The 16,261-nt window shown below is 59.4% G+C and carries 13 protein-coding genes and 3 pseudogenes; 8 read left to right on the top strand and 8 right to left on the bottom strand.

From position 1 onward, the window contains the following. Positions 1 to 23: 23 nt before the first annotated feature. The 4 genes and pseudogenes from AC3WMT_RS11845 to AC3WMT_RS11860 form a co-directional block, all read right to left on the bottom strand. Positions 24 to 869 carry a methyl-accepting chemotaxis protein gene (locus AC3WMT_RS11845; RefSeq protein ID WP_371919321.1) on the bottom strand — a complete coding sequence of 282 codons (846 nt, stop codon included), beginning with the start codon at positions 867 to 869 and terminating at the stop codon, positions 24 to 26. Between the two features lie 21 nt (positions 870 to 890). Then, positions 891 to 1,961: pseudogene (locus AC3WMT_RS11850) on the bottom strand (HAMP domain-containing protein); the annotation flags it as partial. A 99-nt stretch (positions 1,962 to 2,060) separates the two neighbouring features. Further along, positions 2,061 to 2,363, bottom strand: coding sequence for a cell division protein ZapA (locus tag AC3WMT_RS11855; protein ID WP_064117128.1), 303 nt, complete (start codon positions 2,361 to 2,363; stop codon positions 2,061 to 2,063). Continuing rightward, on the bottom strand, positions 2,360 to 2,590 hold the full coding sequence (locus AC3WMT_RS11860; protein WP_103305398.1) for a hypothetical protein: 231 nt from the start codon (positions 2,588 to 2,590) through the stop codon (positions 2,360 to 2,362). The genes AC3WMT_RS11855 and AC3WMT_RS11860 overlap by 4 nt, the downstream gene beginning before the upstream one ends. A 345-nt stretch (positions 2,591 to 2,935) precedes the next feature. Between AC3WMT_RS11860 and AC3WMT_RS11865 the strand changes: the two are divergent. From AC3WMT_RS11865 to AC3WMT_RS11895, 7 genes and pseudogenes are all read left to right on the top strand, one after another. Next, positions 2,936 to 3,592 (top strand): annotated as a pseudogene (locus tag AC3WMT_RS11865) (MCP four helix bundle domain-containing protein); the annotation flags it as partial. A 303-nt stretch (positions 3,593 to 3,895) separates the two neighbouring features. Continuing rightward, a pseudogene (locus tag AC3WMT_RS11870) lies at positions 3,896 to 4,495 on the top strand (methyl-accepting chemotaxis protein); the annotation flags it as partial. A gap of 317 nt (positions 4,496 to 4,812) precedes the next feature. After that, entirely contained in the window at positions 4,813 to 6,555 is a 1,743-nt protein-coding gene (locus AC3WMT_RS11875) for a potassium/proton antiporter (RefSeq protein WP_103305400.1), read from the top strand. A gap of 34 nt (positions 6,556 to 6,589) precedes the next feature. Then, a complete protein-coding gene (mscK, locus tag AC3WMT_RS11880) occupies positions 6,590 to 9,943 on the top strand; it encodes a mechanosensitive channel MscK (protein WP_103305401.1) in 3,354 nt (1,117 codons plus the stop codon). 48 nt (positions 9,944 to 9,991) lie between these two features. After that, entirely contained in the window at positions 9,992 to 11,455 is a 1,464-nt protein-coding gene (gene selO / locus AC3WMT_RS11885) for a protein adenylyltransferase SelO (RefSeq protein WP_103305402.1), read from the top strand. Positions 11,456 to 11,545: 90 nt separating this feature from the next. Continuing rightward, positions 11,546 to 12,706 carry a hypothetical protein gene (locus AC3WMT_RS11890; RefSeq protein ID WP_103305403.1) on the top strand — a complete coding sequence of 387 codons (1,161 nt, stop codon included), beginning with the start codon at positions 11,546 to 11,548 and terminating at the stop codon, positions 12,704 to 12,706. Next, positions 12,706 to 13,230, top strand: coding sequence for an IgaA/UmoB family intracellular growth attenuator (locus AC3WMT_RS11895; RefSeq protein WP_103305404.1), 525 nt, complete (start codon positions 12,706 to 12,708; stop codon positions 13,228 to 13,230). The genes AC3WMT_RS11890 and AC3WMT_RS11895 overlap by 1 nt, the downstream gene beginning before the upstream one ends. Positions 13,231 to 13,257: 27 nt before the next feature. On the opposite strand, the gene AC3WMT_RS11900 is transcribed toward AC3WMT_RS11895, so the two are convergent. From AC3WMT_RS11900 to AC3WMT_RS11910, 3 genes are all read right to left on the bottom strand, one after another. Then, complete coding sequence (locus tag AC3WMT_RS11900; RefSeq protein ID WP_103305405.1) at positions 13,258 to 13,713, bottom strand: hypothetical protein; 456 nt, start codon at positions 13,711 to 13,713, stop codon at positions 13,258 to 13,260. A gap of 99 nt (positions 13,714 to 13,812) precedes the next feature. Beyond that, a complete protein-coding gene (locus AC3WMT_RS11905) occupies positions 13,813 to 14,214 on the bottom strand; it encodes a helix-turn-helix domain-containing protein (protein ID WP_103305406.1) in 402 nt (133 codons plus the stop codon). Then, entirely contained in the window at positions 14,211 to 14,507 is a 297-nt protein-coding gene (locus tag AC3WMT_RS11910) for a type II toxin-antitoxin system HigB family toxin (protein WP_103305407.1), read from the bottom strand. Before AC3WMT_RS11910 ends, AC3WMT_RS11905 begins: the two co-directional genes overlap by 4 nt. Positions 14,508 to 14,701: 194 nt before the next feature. Between AC3WMT_RS11910 and trxC the strand changes: the two genes are divergently transcribed. After that, complete coding sequence (gene trxC, locus AC3WMT_RS11915) at positions 14,702 to 15,136, top strand: thioredoxin TrxC (RefSeq protein ID WP_103305408.1); 435 nt, start codon at positions 14,702 to 14,704, stop codon at positions 15,134 to 15,136. A gap of 126 nt (positions 15,137 to 15,262) precedes the next feature. On the opposite strand, the gene AC3WMT_RS11920 is transcribed toward trxC, so the two are convergent. Next, positions 15,263 to 16,033 carry a ParA family protein gene (locus AC3WMT_RS11920; RefSeq protein ID WP_103305409.1) on the bottom strand — a complete coding sequence of 257 codons (771 nt, stop codon included), beginning with the start codon at positions 16,031 to 16,033 and terminating at the stop codon, positions 15,263 to 15,265. Between the last annotated feature and the right edge of the window lie 228 nt (positions 16,034 to 16,261).

The following is a 16,261-nucleotide window of genomic DNA, read 5'->3' on the forward strand; positions in this document are numbered from 1 at the left end:
AAGGGGCCGGGACGGGTGGCGCATCAACTCAACTTGAACCCACCCATCTGCCGCGCCAGATCATCCGCCAACCGCTGCAACATCTGACAATCCTCTCGACAAGCCCGAACCTCTCCCGCCGTCGCCCGCGCCAGATCGGAAATCCCCTGCACGTTACGGTTGATCTCCTCGGTCACCGCCGACTGCTCCTCGGTCGCTGTCGCCACCTGGTGGTTCATGTCACTGATGCGCTCGACCTGCCCGGTAATCGCAGTCAACGATGCGCCGGTACGCTGGCTCGACTCAACCCCGGTGCCCGTCGCAGCCTGGCCGGTGCGCATCGACGACACGGCGTTTTCCGCACCTTGCTTGAGGCTGCCGATCATTTGCTGAATCTCGTCGGTGGACGCCTGGGTTCTGCGCGCCAAGGTGCGAACCTCGTCTGCAACGACAGCGAACCCTCGGCCCATGTCCCCGGCGCGTGCGGCCTCGATGGCAGCGTTCAGCGCCAATAGATTGGTCTGCTCGGAAACCCCGCGAATCACCGCCAGCACCGAATCGATCGACGCCACTTGCTGCGCCAACTCACCCACCGCGCCCGCCGCCACACCGATCTCATCGGACATGCTTTCTATATGTCGAATCGAGCCACCGACCACTTCCCGCGCCTGCATCGCTTCGTCCCGTGCGGTTTGCGAAGCCAGCGCGGCGTTGCCGGCGTTCTGGGCGATTTCCTGCACGGTCAGGCCCATTTCGTGAACGGCGGTGGCGACCATGTCGGTCATTTCCTGCTGCCGACCAGAACGCTCGGCAGTGTTCTCCACCACCTTTGCCACCTGCCCGACCGCCGTGCGCAAGCGCTCGCTGGTGGTCAGCACTTCGCCGATCATCCCCCGTTGGCTATCGAGGAAACGGTTGAAGCCGCGGGCGAGATCGCCCAGCTCATCGGCACGACTGGAATCTAACCGATGGGTCAAATCTCCCCCACCGCTACCGATTGCTACCAGCGCCGCTGTTACCTGACGAATCGGTCGCACCAACCCTTGGGCCAGCCATACCACCAACGCGAGGCACACCAGCGCCACCGCCAATCCGATGCCGCCGCTCATCCACATCGCCTTGCGGGCTTCGGCGTAGATCTGCGACTGCGGCACTTCGGCCACCAGGGTCCAGCCCAAATCACGCAAAGGCAGGCTGAAGGCAAGGAAGTCTTCGCCATCCCGCTGGAAGCTGCTGCTTATGGCAGTTTTTTGACCCATGACGGCCTGCGCCGCCGAAGCGCCAATCTGCTCGCTCAAGGTGCGCTTGCCACTGAACTGCGCCTCGGGGTGCACCTGGATCAAACCGTCGGAACGCACGAGATAGACCTTGCCGCGCTCGCCGAAGCTGAAGTTGTGAATCAGCTCGGACAGCTCTTTCATGCTCAGCCCAAGCCCCGCTACGCCGACCACTTTGCCGGCCTGTTCAACCTTCAGATCGATGAACAGCGCCAATTCTCCGGTGGCCCCATCGTTGTCGATGTTCAGGGTGCGCGGCTGATTGCTGTCGAGGAAAGAATAGAACCAGGCGTCGGCCGGTTTGGCGCGACTGAGGGTGCGATCCAGGCCTTTTTCGGTGATGTAGTGATTCGATTCGGTGCCGATGATCAAAGCGGTAAAAGCCTTGTGTTCGGCGCGGATGCCTTCCAGATACTGTGCGAAGGCCGCCGTTTTGCTGCCGTCTTCACCCGCCGCCAACCAATCGCGCACCATGGAATTGCTGGCGATGTCTTTCGCGGCCGTCAACGGCTGGATAAGGATGCGTTCGATGTCGTTGCGCGTCGCTTCGATGCTCGACGGCAACGCTTGTTCGACCAGATAGCTCTGGGCGAGGCGGTTGACCACCAGGGTATAAATGCCAACCACGATCAGGATGCTGACCAGCAGGGCGGTGCCCATGCTGAGAATCAGCTGCCATTGAATACTGCGTCGCCACAACTGCATGGAGCACCCCCAAAGAATAAGTGGCCGAAACAATGCAACAGCCGTGCCGATTGTATACAACCCGATCGACAATCTATTCTTTGGTTGTGCGCAAACCCGTCAGCCCTGATTGATGGTCTTGGCGATGGTGTCGACCGTGGCGCTGACTTGCTCTTGGTAACGGTCGAGTTCTTCTTTGTGCTGCTTCTTCATTTCGATCTGCTGCGAGCACAGATTCATTGCCGCCAGCACCAGCAGGCGGTCGCCGATCAGCGTCGGGTATTTCCTTTTGGTGTCGTCCAAAGCGGCCTTGAGCATCATTGCCGCGTCCAGCAGGGTCTGTTCTTCCCCGGCCGGTGCCTTGATCGAATAGTCCTCCCCGAGAATGGAGACGACTTTTACCCCTGCTGTGTGGTGGTTCATGCGCTGACAGGACCTGCGTTGACGCGATCAACCAAGGCTTGAATGCGTGCGGCGGTGGCGCCGTGCTTTTCTTCCTGTTCCATCAGGCTCAGTTGCAGGCTTTCGTTTTCATCCTTGGCCTGGGCCAGTTCCGTGGACAGGGTCTGGTTGGTTTGCGAGAGGGCCTGGTTCTGTTGCACCAGGTCGCTGACGAGCTGTTCCAATTGGCTGAGGGATGCTTCCAACATTTTGATCTTCCAAGCGTTTTTCAAAGGGCGCGTACGATAAAGAAAAGTCACCACGGATGCCAGGGTTTAACCGGCGCAAGGCCTTGATTTTCCTGGCGGGCGAGCGTTCTCGCGAGTTTAAAAGACTGTGATCTGCCGATCTGGTTCCTGCACTTCGTCGCCCAAGACCTTCTGCGACAAATACGCACACCGCCTCAAGACTTTAGTCGTATGACCGATAAGTCATCCATACAGCAGTCTCAGCCCGCATGGATGCGGCCCTCTCTTGGTATCCGCCCCATGTCCCTTCGCAATATGAACATCGCCCCCCGGGCGTTTACCGGTTTCGCCCTGATCGGCGGCCTGATGCTGATTCTGGGCGTGTTCGCGCTGAATCAGATGAGCAAAATTCGCAGCGCCGCCGAGGATATCTCGTCGAGCAGCGTGCCGAGCATCAAGAACCTCGACGAGTTCACTCAATTGACTCTGCGTCTGCGCGTGCTGTCGTACCGCCTGCTGGTCAACCGTGAACCGGATGTGCAGCAAAAAACGATTGAGCTGCTGGACATGCGCAATCAGCAGATCCGCAAGGCCCAGACTGATTACGAGCCGCTGATCGGCAGCCCGGAAGAGCGTTCGGCCTACGATCAGTACGTGCAGTTGCTCGGTCAGTACCGCCAGATCGAAGACCGGATGAAAAGCCTGTCGCGCAACAATCAGGTGGATGAGCTGCGCAACCTGCTCAACACCGAGTTGCTGAACAACTCCGAAGCCATGAACACCGTGCTCAACCGCCTGATGCAGATCAACGGCGAGCAGATCAGCGAGACCAATCAGCAAGCGGCCGATCAGTATTCCTCGGCGTTCGATCTGGTGGTGACCCTGCTGGTGATCGCCACCGGCCTGACCTTCCTGTTCGCCTGGTTGCTGACCATCAGCATCACCCGGCCGATCTCCAAGGCACTCGACGCGGCGGAAACCATTGCCGAGGGCAACCTGACCCAGCCAATTCACGTCGACGGTTCCGATGAAGCCGGGCGCCTGCTGGCTGCCATGGCCAAGATGCAATCGAAACTGCGCGACACTTTGCAGCGAATTTCCGGTTCGGCCACTCAACTGGCTTCTGCCGCTGAAGAACTGAACAGTGTCACCGACGAAAGCGCGCGGGGCCTGACCCAGCAGAACAACGAAATTGAACAGGCGGCGACTGCGGTCAACGAGATGACCAGTGCTGTGGAAGAAGTCGCACGCAACGCAGTGAGCACTTCGGAAGCGTCGAAGAACGCCACCACCTCGGCCGGCGACGGTCGTGATCTGGTTCAGGAAACCGTCAGCGCCATCGAACGCATGAGTGCCGACGTGCAGAGCACTGCATCGTTGATCGGCGATCTGGCCAATGAGTCTCGCGACATCGGCAAGGTGCTGGACGTGATCCGTGGTCTGGCTGACCAGACCAACCTGCTGGCGTTGAACGCAGCTATTGAAGCGGCCCGTGCCGGTGAGGCCGGTCGTGGTTTTGCGGTGGTGGCTGACGAGGTTCGTGCACTGGCGCACCGCACTCAGCAATCGACCAGCGAAATCGAGCGCATGATCGGCAGCATTCAGAGCGGCACCGAACACGCGGTGGATTCGATGCGTAACAGCACCGAGCGCGCCGAGTCGACGCTGAACATTGCCCGTGGTGCCGGGATGTCGCTGGACACCATCAACACTGCCATCGTCGAAATCAACGAGCGCAACCTGGTGATCGCCAGCGCCGCCGAAGAGCAGGCACAAGTGGCGCGGGAAGTGGACCGTAACCTGGTGAACATCCGCGACCTGTCGGTGCAATCGGCGACCGGCGCGAATCAGACCAGTGCGGCGAGCAACGAGCTGTCGCGGTTGGCGCTGGACCTGAACAATATGGTTGGGCGGTTTAGCCTTTAAGATCAAAAGCTACCCCCTCACCCCAGCCCTCTCCCCCAAGGGGGCGAGGGGGAAAGGGGGCCGATCTTCATGCACTTCAAGACCTGAGTTCGGCTCGATATCTCAGGTCGGTGCAGCTTGAACGAACACCGCGGTCAGTCCCTTCTCCCCCCGGGAGAGGGTTACGGTGAGGGCAGCAATCCCCAGCCGAACCAAAATTCCGGACACGCCGGCGCAAAAACCTTTTTGACAGCATCACATTTCAACAGGTTAGAATCGCTGGCACGCAGACTGCATGGTCAGTTTGTGCCCGTCTTTACGCTTCTGGAGTACTGCCTTTGAATGCGACGACCATCAACAGCCTGTTCTTGATCGGCGCGTTGCTGGTAGGCGCAAGCATTCTTGTCAGCTCTCTGTCTTCCCGTCTCGGCATTCCGATTCTGGTCATCATTCTTGCGGTCGGCATGGCGGCCGGGGTTGATGGCGGCGGGATCATTTTCGATAACTACCCGACGGCCTATCTGGTCGGCAACCTCGCCCTGGCGGTGATCCTCCTCGACGGCGGTTTGCGCACGCGGGTGTCGAGTTTCCGCGTGGCGCTATGGCCGGCGTTGTCGCTGGCCACGGTCGGGGTGCTGATTACCACCGGGTTGACCGGCATGGCGGCGGCGTGGCTGTTCGACCTGAACCTGATTCAGGGCTTGTTGATCGGCGCCATCGTCGGCTCGACCGACGCCGCAGCGGTGTTCTCGCTGCTCGGTGGCAAAGGCCTGAACGAACGGGTGACCGCCAGCCTGGAAATCGAATCCGGCAGCAATGACCCGATGGCGGTGTTTCTCACCGTGACCCTGATCGACATGCTCGCCAGCGGCCAGACCGGCCTGCACTGGAGCCTGCTGACCCACCTGATCCGCGAGTTCGGCATCGGTGGCGTGATCGGTCTGGGCGGTGGCTGGCTGATGCTGCAACTGGTCAACCGGATCAACCTCGCCGCCGGCCTGTATCCGATCCTGGTGATCGCGGGTGGTCTGGTGGTGTTCGCCCTGACCAACGCCTTGCACGGCAGTGGCTTCCTTGCGGTTTATCTGTGTGGTCTGGTGATCGGCAACCGTCCGGTGCGCAGTCGCCACGGCATCCTGCACATGCTCGACGGCATGGCGTGGCTGGCGCAGATCGGCATGTTCCTGGTGTTGGGACTGTTGGTCACGCCGCATGATTTGCTGCCGATCGCCCTGCCTGCCCTGGGTCTGGCACTGTGGATGATTCTGTTCGCGCGACCACTGTCGGTAGTCGTCGGCCTACTGCCATTCAAGGCCTTCCATGGCCGCGAGAAAGCCTTTATTTCCTGGGTCGGCCTGCGCGGCGCCGTACCGATCATTCTGGCGGTGTTCCCGCTGATGGCCGGTCTGCCGAACGCGCAGCTGTACTTCAACCTCGCCTTCTTCATCGTGCTGGTGTCGCTGCTGGTACAGGGCACGAGCCTGCCGTGGGTAGCCAAACTGCTCAAGGTGACGGTACCGCCCGAGCCTGCGCCCATTTCCCGTTCAGCGCTGGAAGTTCACGTCACCAGCGAATGGGAGCTGTTCGTGTACAAGCTCGGCGCGGAGAAATGGTGCATCGGTTCGCCCCTGCGTGAGCTGAAAATGCCCGAAGGCACCCGTATCGCTGCCCTGTTTCGTGGCCAGCAATTGCTCCATCCGTCGGGTAGTACGGTGCTGGAAGTCGATGATTTGCTGTGTGTTATCGGCCATGAACACAACTTGCCGGCTCTAGGAAAACTGTTCAGCCAGGCGCCGCAACGTGGCCTCGATCTGCGTTTCTTCGGCGACTTTGTGCTCGAAGGAGACGCCCAGCTTAAAGCGGTTGCAGCGCTTTACGGGTTGCCGGCCGACGGCATCGATCCGGACATGACCCTGGGCGCCTTCATCGCGCAGAAAGTCGGCGGTGCGCCAATCGTCGGTGACCAGGTGGAGTGGAACAACACTCACTGGACGGTTGCGGTCATGGACGGGAACAAGATCGGCAAAGTCGGCGTCAGATTCCCCGAAGGAAGTCGCCCGGGCCCCGGGCTCTTCCTCTAAACTGCGTCCACTCTCACTTGCTTGACCGGTCTCTATGCCTATCCTGCGTTCCTTTTTCGCCGCGGCCCTGCTGGGCCTGAGTCTTACTGTCGGCCCGCTGTACGCCGCCGAACCACCGTCCAGCGACGCCGTGCAGGCCAGTCTGGACAAGCTTGCCGACAGCAAACTGCCGGATGCTGATAAAAAGCCTCTGCAAGCCGTTTTGCAGAACACGCTCAATCAGCTCAACAACCGGCGTGATTACGAGCAGAAACTCAGTGATCTGAAGCAGCAATTGGCGACCGCGCCAAAGCAGACCATCGAGAACAATCGCGAACTGACGCGGCTCAAGGCGAACGCGGTAGTGCCGGTGGCCCAGCGCTTTCCCAAAGAGTCGATCACGCAGCTGGAGCAGATTCTGACCGATCGTTCGACCCAGCAAAGCGATCTGCAAAAAGCCCTGGCCGACGCCAACAGTCTGATCATTACCGCGCAGACCCGGCCCGAGCGCGCCCAAGCGGAAATTTCCGCCAGTCAGACGCGCATCCAGCAAATCAACAACATCCTCAAGTCCGGCAAGGACGCGGGCAAGACCGTCAGCGCCGAGCAGCGAGACCTGCTGAACGCCGAGCTGGCCGCGCTGAACGCACTGATTCCGCTGCGCCGCCAGGAACTGGCCGGCAACAACCAGTTGCAGGATCTAGGCAACAGCCTGCATGACTTGCTCTCGGAGAAGTCCGACCGCCTCGACCGCGAGATCCAGGAGCTGCAAACGCTGATCAACCAGAAGCGTCTGGCGCAGTCTCAGGAAACCGTCACCCAGCAATCGATCGAAGCGCAAAAGGCCGGCAGCAGCAGCCTGCTTGCCATCGAAAGTACGGCCAACCTCAAGTTGTCGGACTATCTGCTCAAAAGCACCGACCGCCTCAACGAAGTCACTCAGCAGAATCTGCAGACCAAGCAGCAGCTCGACAGCTTGACCCAAAGCGATTCGGCCCTCGACGAGCAGATCAACGTGCTCAAGGGCAGCCTGCTGCTGTCGAAGATTCTTTACAAGCAGAAACAGGCCCTGCCGCGCCTCAAGGTCGACCGCGATCTGGCGGATCAGATCGCCGACATTCGCCTGTGGCAATTCGACGTCAGCCAGCAACGTGAACAACTGAGCAATCCGGCGGCCTATGTCGACAACCTGCTGTCCACCCAGCCACCGGAACAAGTCACACCGCAACTGCGCAAGAGCCTGCTCGAGCTGGCCAGCACCCGTGCCGACTTGCTGGAGCGTCTGAATCGCGAACTGAGCGCGATGCTCAATGAATCGATCACCCTGCAACTGAATCAGAAGCAGCTGCTGAGCACTGCGCAGAGCCTGCGCGCGACCCTCGACGAACAGATGTTCTGGATCCCCAGCAACAAGCCGCTGGACATCGAGTGGATGCGTGGCGTGCCGGAACGCCTGAAACGTCAGGTCGACACCCTGCCGCTGGCCTCAAGCCTGAGCGAGCTGACTGACGGCCTGACTCAGCGCCCGTTGCTGTTCCTGCCGCTGGCGCTGCTGATCGGTGCGCTGCTGTGGCGACGCAAGGCTTTGTACGCGCGGTTGAACAAGGTTCACCAGGACATCGGCCACTTCAAGCGTGACAGCCAGTGGCACACGCCGCAGGCCATTCTGATCAATATTCTGCTGGCCATGCCGGTGGCGCTCGGTCTGGCCTTGTGCGGTCTGGCCTTGCAGATCGACGCCCGTGGGCAGAACGCCAACATGGGCGCGGCGCTGCTGCAAATGGGTCAGGCGTGGCTGGTGTTCTACACCGCCTACCGGATTCTTGCGCCGGGCGGCGTGGCCGAACTGCACTTCCGTTGGGAGAAGCCGCAAGTCGAATTCCTGCAAGGCTGGATCCGTCGACTCGGGCTGGTGGTCATGGCGCTGGTCACCGTGGTGGCGGTGGCCGAACTGCAACCGGCGGCACTGGCAGACGACGTGCTCGGCATGCCGGTCGTGCTGACCTGCTACGCCTTGATGGCGTGGTTGCTCAGCCGCCTGCTGATCAGCAGCCCGGCCCACGAAAACACCTCGCTGTTCCGCAAAGCCGTCGGCGTGATGTTCACCCTGCTGCCTATCGCCCTGTTCGTCGCGGTCTGCTTCGGCTACTACTACACCGCGCTGAAACTCAGCGACCGTTTGATCAACACCCTTTACCTGCTGATGTTCTGGCTGGTGATCGAAGCCACCTTCGTCCGTGGTCTGAGCGTTGCCGCACGACGCTTGGCCTACCAGCGCGCCCTGGCCAAACGCCAGGCGGCGAGAGAAGCCGGCGACGGCGAGGCAGTGATCGAAGAGCCGACGCTGGACATCGAAAAGGTCAACGAACAGTCCCTGCGCCTGATCCGTCTGGCCCTGCTCGGCGGCTTCATCGCGGCGTTGTACTGGGTATGGTCGGACCTGATCTCGGTGTTCTCGTACCTCGACAACATCACCCTCTACGAATACACCAGCGGCACCGGCGCCAATATGAGCATGGTGCCGATCAGCATCGGCGACATGCTCGGTGCATTGATCATCATCGGCATCACCTTCGCCCTGGCGCGCAACTTGCCCGGCCTGCTTGAAGTGTTTGTGTTGTCGAAGCTCAATCTGGCTCAGGGCAGCGCCTACGCGACCACGACGCTATTGTCGTACGTGATCGCCGGCGTCGGTTTCGTCTCGACGCTGTCGACCCTCGGCGTCAGCTGGGACAAGTTGCAATGGCTGGTGGCGGCGCTGTCGGTGGGTCTCGGCTTCGGTATGCAGGAAATCTTCGCCAACTTCATCTCCGGCATCATGATCCTCTTCGAACGTCCGGTGCGGATCGGCGACACCATCACCATCGGCAACCTGTCGGGTACGGTGAGCAAGATCCGCATCCGCGCCACGACCATCACCGACTTTGACCGCAAAGACATCATTGTCCCGAACAAGACGTTCATCACCGGACAACTGATCAACTGGTCGCTGACCGACACCATCACCCGTGTGACGCTGAAACTCGGTGTCGATTACGGCTCCGATCTGGATCTGGTCAAGGAACTGCTGCTCAAGGCTGCCCGGGAAAATCCGCGCGTGCTCAAGGAACCCGAGCCGCACGTGTACTTCCTCAACTTCGGCGAAAGCACCCTCGACCACGAACTGCGCATGCACGTGCGTGACCTCGGCGACCGTAACCCGGTGATCGATGAAGTGAACCGCTTCATCAACCGCGAGTTCAAGAAGCAGCACATCAACATCTCGTTCCGCCAGATGGAGGTTTACCTGAAGAACCTGCATGGCCAGGAATACAAGTTGGTGCCCATCGAGCCGGAAGCCAAAACCATCGTCGCAGTGCCCGACGAGCAGAAGCCGCTGCAAGAACCGCCGCCGGCCAAACTCGACTAACCGGTCTATTCCCAGCAGAATGCTCGGACATTCTGCTGGAGCCGGCCCTTGAAAGCCCTCGACGAACTGACCTTCGACAATCGCTTCGCCCGCCTCGGTGATGCGTTCTCCGCCCACGTGCTGCCCGAGCCGATCGACAATCCGCGCCTGGTCGTCGCCAGCCCGGCGGCCTTGGCCTTGCTGGATCTCGATCCGGCGACCGCCGAAACCCAGGAGTTTGCCGAGCTGTTTGGCGGCCACAAACTGTGGGCCGATGCCGAGCCGCGGGCGATGGTCTATTCCGGACACCAGTTCGGCGGCTATACGCCGCAACTGGGCGACGGACGTGGTCTGTTGCTGGGCGAGGTCTACAACCAGGCCGGCGAGCACTGGGACTTGCACCTCAAGGGCGCCGGGCAAACGCCGTTTTCGCGCATGGGCGACGGCCGTGCGGTGCTGCGTTCGTCGATCCGCGAATTCCTTGCCTCTGAAGCGCTGCATGCGCTGAACATTCCTTCGTCGCGTGCGGCTTGTGTGATCGGCTCCGACACGCCGGTCTGGCGGGAAAAGCAGGAACGTGCGGCGATGGTGCTGCGTCTGGCGCCGAGCCATATCCGCTTCGGCCACTTCGAATATTTCTACTACACCAAGCGTCCCGAGCAGCAAAAGCAGCTCGGCGAACACGTATTGGCGATGCACTATCCGCAATGCCTGGAGCAGCCGGAACCGTATCTGGCGATGTTCCGCGAGATCGTCGAGCGCAACGCCGAACTGATCGCCAAATGGCAGGCTTACGGTTTCTGCCACGGCGTGATGAACACCGACAACATGTCGATCCTCGGCATCACTTTCGACTTCGGCCCGTTCGCCTTCCTCGATGACTTCGACGCCAACTTCATCTGCAACCACTCGGATGATCAGGGCCGCTACTCGTTCAGCAATCAGGTGCCGGTCGGCCAGTGGAACCTCAGCGCCCTCGCGCAAGCGCTGACGCCGTTCATCAGCGTCGAAGCATTGCGCGAAACCCTCGGCCTGTACTTGCCGCTGTTCCAGGCGCATTACCTCGACCTGATGCGCCGTCGCTTCGGTTTCACCAGCGCCGAAGAGGACGACCAGACACTGCTGGAAAACCTCCTCCAACTGATGCAGAACAGTGGCGTCGACTACACGCTGTTTTTCCGCCGGCTCGGAGAGGACTCAGCAGAACAAGCCGTCGCCCTTTTGCGTGACGACTTCGTCGACATCAAAGGTTTCGATGCCTGGGGCGAGCGCTACGTGGCGCGGGTTGCCCGTGATGGCGCGGCTGATCAAACGCAACGTCGCGCGCGGATGCATGCAGTCAATCCGCTGTACATCCTGCGCAATTATCTGGCGCAAAAAGCCATTGATGCGGCTGAACAGGGCGACTACTCCGAGGTTCGCCGCCTGCACGCGGTGCTGAGCAAACCTTTCGAGGAGCAGCCGGGGATGGAAAGCTACGCCGAGCGGCCGCCGGAATGGGGCAAGCATCTGGAGATCAGTTGTTCGTCGTGAGGCAAGCGATGTGACACTGCCGGGCATTCTGGCTTCATAGAACACCGCCGCGTACGGGACAACGCGGCACTACAGGACAAGGACGTTACAGTGCTCGGCTATCTTTCCGTTGGCATCACGCTGTTTCAAACGCTTTCAATGCTTATGTATGTCGGCGGCATCTGGGCATGTCAGTTCAGACTCAACGCCCTGCGCCGCGACGAACCTGCGCGGTGCGCGACGATCGAAGAGCACCGGCTGCTCGCCCTCTATTACCCCAAGGAAACATTCGAGCGCGATGTTCACCTGATCAGTGGCGCCTATCGAAAAACCGGCACCATGAAAGACTGGTCCGGCATGGACCGCATCGCTGAATTCCCGGTCTTCCTGCCTGCACTGGCCCTGCCGTTTCTGAACAAGGAAGGCAACAACGAGGCCGAAATCATCTGCGGCAAAAAGCGCGCTTATGTGATCCGCCTGAATGATGGCTATCACATCGAGGCGTTCGCCCAGCGTGTCGAAACCGACGAGCGGGCTGACGTTCAATGGACGTTCGGCATCCCGGGCCCATGTATCGGCGACGAAGAGACACTGATCCTGGGACAGCGCCCTGCCCGCAAGAAAGAGCGTCGACGCCTCGCGTATGAAATGAACACGCACATGCCCTGTCTGCGGCGCTTTTGGGGGTCCTGTGCAGTTGTGGCAAGCGTGCTGCTGTTCTGGGCGATGGCATTTGAGTGGCTGACAGCCAAGGAATGGTTTGTCCCTTTCTTCTTCGTGACCCTTGCGGGCTTCCTGCCCATGACGCTGGAGAAGCATCAGCCACGCAGCGTGGTCAATCTGATTCAAGGCGTTTATCGCCGGGTTCCTGAGGAGGGAATGACCATCGGTAAAAAACGTGTGTCCGTCGAACCACCGGTCCGGCGGCAGATTGAAAATCACATCAAGGAAGGCCAGACCGTTATTGCTCATATCGAGGTCGATGCGCAGAGAGGCTGGTATGACTGGCTGCTCAAGATCGAAGGTGTTCCCGATGCCTATGCCGACTGGCGGTATCAAGAACATGAGGCCTGGCTCGGCAACGCAGTGATGATGGGGCTGTTCGCGACTTCCTGGCTGGTGGCGCACTTGTGCTACCCCGACGCGGATCGCAGCAACGCGCAGGCGTGGGTGGAATATGTCAGCGGTGGATTGTGCGTCGCCTACGGCGCCAATCTGGCCAGGCGTCTTTGGGAGCGCCGGCCTGTATCGAACGGCGTGGGCGCCTCCTGATGGGCCAGTCAGAGTTCGAAATGCTCGCGGTTTTCGTCATCGTGGCGCTGCTCACCGGGCCGGCGGTGGTGGTTCTCTGGAAACTCGTGGCCCTGTCCTGGTCGACTCGCCGCTTCATCGCCAAGGCGCAACCCCTTCGCCAATTGAACGACGCGGAAAGGGCCGCGCTGGCGTTCATGGACAGTCGGGCGATCGGCTTCCTTCACCTGGTGGGGACGACCATTCTGCCGTTCAGGGAATTGGAGACCGCGCAGGGCAAAGCCGCAGCGGTCTATCGGCTATGCGGGCCGTTGAAAATTTCTGGATATGGTTCGCAATGGGGCGGGGAAGTGCATTACGCGATTCAAAACGTTGAGGTGTTCATGGCAGTGGATCAACTAACGGATTTCACCCGCGAACAGAACATCGTCGAGGTGGTGTTCTGCAAGAACGTCGGCATCGTGCTGAGCTGCAACGATGGCTACTCGCTGGTCGATGCCAGCGCTGCGTGGAAGCAGCGCATCTTTGAGCCCGGAACACAGTAGCGCTCGCGAGGCCGCACCATCAGTCAGTTACGCAGTTTGCGCCTCGGCAGCAGGTCGCTCGCCCTGTTTGAACAGGACGAAATCGCGCTCTTCGCTGTCCGTGGCGGCGCTCTTGAGGAGGAAGCCGATTACTAACCCACCGCCAAACAACACGCCCGTGAACCCGGAAAACGGCGGCTCGGCGAAGAACATGAAATAGAGCGTCGCAAGCATGCTGATCAGGAAGTACGGCCCCAGAATCAGCAATGCCAGCTTGCCAATGCGGGTGGCTGTCTGCAGTTTTTTGTCCAGGACCTGACGGTCAGCCTCTTCGAGCAACAGATCCGAACTGCACTGATAACAGTTGATCGGCTGCAACCGAACCAGCTCGAAGGCCTGGTGATACGTCGGCTTGAGCGTGTAGCTGCAATGCCCGCAGCTCATGCTCGCGTCTTTGTAAGGCGTGGAATCGGTAGGCGCAGCGGCCTCTTGGGTGGTGCTCATGACAGTTAATTCCCTTTAGATGAAAGCGCGGCCGAAAAAGCCGCGCGACATGCTAGCAGAGTGCAACTGCCTTGGCCTTGTATGGCTCTGCAACGCCCTTCAGATGAATACATCTACCGGTAGCTTGAAGTGATCGGCCAGCCAGCGGATCTGGCGCAAGTTGAGCTGGCGCTTGCCGCTCAAAATTTCCGAAACGACTGACTGAGGGCCAACACCGGGCAAGTCGCTCTGGGTCAAACCATGTTCGCGCATCAGATATCCCAGCACTTCGTAACCAGGTGGTTTGGGCATTGGGTGATGAGTGTGATCCCATTCCTCGATCCAGTCACCGATGATATCTACCAGGCTCATTAAAGGATGGGATTCGTCATCGCCGGTCATTTCGAGTAACTCGTCGAGTGCTTGGACCAGTCTGTCGTAATCGCTTTCGTTTTTCGGTTTGCGCAGCAATGGCGAGACAAACTCCCAGTGCTCGGCGGCTTTTTTGATCAGAACACTCATGCCTGCGCCTCCTTCCATTTACCGCGATCATATTCGCGATGATCCAGCACATACTTGATATACAACTTTTGTGGTCGGTATCTGACGTAGGCGATCAATCTCAGTTTATTACCGCCAATATCGAACACATGAAATTCACCCACTTTATCCATAGCCGGGAACAGCGCCTTCATGGCAGCAAAGTCCAACGACTTGCTTCCTTTTGCCACTTCAAGCCAGTGATCAAGTGCGGTGGCCGCTTTCGGCCATTTATCTTTCGCTTCTCGTATCCGTTTTGCAGTGATGACATGCATGCAACATCCTTATCGCATTTTGCTATGGGGAGTTAATCACAGATCAGGATTATCGCAAGTTGCGATACTTCCAAGCAGACCAACGGACCTGCTCGGCGTGCTTCAGCCTAGGAACACCGCCGAACTCCGCACGATTGAAAATATGAGCAAACGTCTCCAACTAAGGGATATCAGCTCTTCACCGGACCACGCTCATGACTGACCCAGTGCTTATCCCCTGCCCTTCCTGCAACGGCCTCAATCGCATTCCCGCCGAGCGCCTTGCTGACCAACCAAAATGCGGCCGCTGTAAATCCGCAGTGCTGCTGAACAAGCCGTTCGAACTCAAGCAAGGCGATTACGCCAGCCAGATCAAGGGCGATCTGCCGCTATTGGTGGATGTGTGGGCGGACTGGTGCGGGCCGTGCAAGTCATTTGCACCGGTGTTCGAGCAGGCGGCTGCGCAGTTGGCGGGCAAGTGCCGACTGGCCAAGCTCGATAGTGAGGCGAATCAGCAGTTGTCGGCGCAGTTGGGGATTCGCTCGATTCCGAGTTTGATTCTGTTCAAGAACGGCCGGGAAGTGGCGCGGCAGAGTGGCGCGTTTCCGCTGCCGCAACTGATGGCGTGGCTGCGCAGCCAGGGTATCTGATACACCAAAAACCTGTGGGAACTGGCTTGCCAGCGATGACGGTGGATCAGTCACTATAGAAACTTGACTTGCCGCCCCTATCGCTGACAAGCCAGCTCCCACAGGGATTGTGGATTACTCGTGGGATCAGTGATCTTCGAGCAAATTGTGCAGCTCGACGAACTGCTGGGTCAGCTTGTGCCGTGGGTCAAGGTGGATCAGCGGAATGCTGGCCTGATGCGACTCACGCATGCGCACCGAGCTGGTCAGATACACCGGCAACACCGGTAAACCCTCGGCAATCAACTCATCCAGAATCTGCTGCGGCAGGCTGGCCCGTGCCTGGAACTGGTTGACCACAATGCCTTCAACTTCCAGGCCTTCGTTGTGGTCTTCCTTCAATTCTTCGATTTCGGCCATCAAGCCATACAACGCCTGACGGGAAAAGCTGTCGCAATCGAAGGGGATCAGCACACGATCGGCAGCAATCAGCGCCGATACCGCGTAAAAATTCAAGGCTGGCGGCGTATCGAGGTAAATACGGTCGTATTCGCCATCGAGCTCATCGAGCAACTTACGCAGTTTGTTGATCTTGTGCTTGGCCTCAAGCTTGGGCTGCAAGTCCGCGAGTTCGGCGGTGGCGGTAATGATGTGGAGGTTATCGAACGGAGTTTCGTAGATATCGGCCTGGTTTTTCTTCGAAAACGGCCCGGAAGACAGGGTCTGCTTGAAAAAGTCGGCAATGCCCATCGGGATATCGTTGCCGGTGAGCCCGGTCAGATATTGAGTGGAGTTGGCCTGGGCATCGAGGTCCACCAACAGCGTGCGATAACCCTCGCTCGCGCTGACCGCCGCCAGATTGCAGGCAATGCTGGATTTGCCTACGCCACCTTTCTGATTGAACACCACGCGCCGCATGACCAAACCTCCGTGTATCAAAGAATGACCGAGTGTAGATGCGCGCGACCTCGCTTCGCTACCTCCACGGACACGGACTACAGGGTCAGGTGCAAATATCCCCGTGGAGACCGAGTAAAAACCGTCATGAATCGCCGAGATTCCCGACAGACAAGCCGCTCGCAATCTGGATAATGGCCAAGTGACAGTTCTGCGGCGAACCAGTCGGTACATTTCGCTGCACAAAAT

The organism is Pseudomonas sp. FW305-7, from assembly GCF_058786735.1.